General features: G+C 51.5%; 2 protein-coding genes. Both read right to left on the bottom strand.

The annotated features are described in order from the left end of the window. Positions 1-80 precede the first annotated feature (80 nt). On the bottom strand, positions 81-1,310 hold the full coding sequence (locus tag ACFFLE_RS11160; protein ID WP_380572277.1) for an IS110 family RNA-guided transposase: 1,230 nt from the start codon (positions 1,308-1,310) through the stop codon (positions 81-83). Next, positions 1,307-1,486: hypothetical protein (locus ACFFLE_RS11155; RefSeq protein ID WP_380572274.1), on the bottom strand; the 180-nt coding region annotated here is incomplete at its 5' end. The genes ACFFLE_RS11155 and ACFFLE_RS11160, both read right to left, overlap by 4 nt.

Genomic DNA, 1,486 nt, shown 5'->3' with positions numbered 1-1,486 from the left:
CCGCTGGATAGGGATGTCGGCATGCCAAATAGGCCCTGCTTTTTCAGTTTTTTCGGAGCAGGGGCTGTGGTATACTTGAGTTACGAATTGACGCAGTGGTGGGTGGCCACAGCGTAATCATATCGCTGTCCAACGGTGACAAGATGGAAGAGGCACTTCAAAAACTTGTTCACACAGGCGATGCAGGCAACCTTATGGTGTTTACCATGGGGTTGCTTTTTTAGTTTCCGATAGTAGTCCACCAGATGGTTATCCGCGTGCCTCTGGTTCCGGATCATATTCTCGATCATGTAGTACAGGATTTTCCTTAGATGCTTATTGCCGCGCCGATTGATCTTATCCTTGTACAGAAGGATGCCGGATTGATGGCGGCGGATGTCGATGCCGGTATAGGCATTCAGCTGATTGGCCGTGTCGAACCGGCGGATGTCTCCGGCTTCAGCGATGATACGGACCGCTGTAATGTCTGCAATCCCTGGAAAGCTCTTCAGGATATGGTATTCCGCCTGTTCCTGAGACATGGCGACCATTTGCTGGATGAGCCGGTGCTTCAGCTCCAGCAGGGTCTGACAGCGTGCAGCATAGTTTCTGAGCTGTTCAATTCGGACGTCATCTGTAGACAGTGCCGGATAGGCATCTGCGGCCGCCGACATCAGCTGATCGGCTTTCTCTTCTGCGCGTTTTCGGGACTGGCGCTTCCCGGTGCTGCCGAGGATCATATTCTTCACTTTCGTTCTGGACAGCACAATCACCCGATCCGGATGCGGAAACAGTTGGAGGATGGAAAGATACAGGTCGGAAGTTCGGGTAAAGAGCTGCTCCAGTTCCGGGAAGGTCATCTGAACCAGGGCATGCATCCGGGTTCTCAGTCGGACAATCTCCTGCTCCAATTCAGCGTAGTGGCGGGAGAGGCTGCGCATTTCTTCGTAATACCCTTCTTGAACCTGCTTGTTGCGGGGCGGATGGGTAAAACAGGCCTGGGCGAGTTTATGGGCATCACTCCGGTCCGTCTTGTGCATCCGCATGGACAGGCTCTGCATCTTGGCCGCCAGTGGATTGAGCAGCGCATACTCGAACCCGCATGCCTGCATGAAGCGTTCCAATGCCTTTGAGTAGACCCCTGTGGCTTCAAATACAATATCAGGCAGGACGCCATCCTGTTTCCGTTGCGTCTCAATCTGGATCCGGACATTATCAAAAGCCGATCTGGTATGCGTGATATCCCCTTCAAATATACAGTGCTGCCAAGCATCATAGACGACCATGTAGCTGTGTCCCATACTGACATCAAATGCGATGACACTTTTCATTTGGTTCTCCTCCTTTGTTTTAAGCAGAAGTGACCACGTATCCTCATCGATTCCCTTTTCTCATACTCGATCTCGAAGATCCCACATACTGAACCTGATTCAGATAAGGATAGTGGAGCTGGCCCGTTTTTATTCCGGATTCTAAATCCTAAAACCTCGTCGACCTGATCTCCACT

This window comes from Salinicoccus siamensis (assembly GCF_042429615.1).
Classification (GTDB): domain Bacteria; phylum Bacillota; class Bacilli; order Staphylococcales; family Salinicoccaceae; genus Salinicoccus; species Salinicoccus siamensis.
This window is presented reverse-complemented; position numbering and strand designations above follow the sequence as displayed.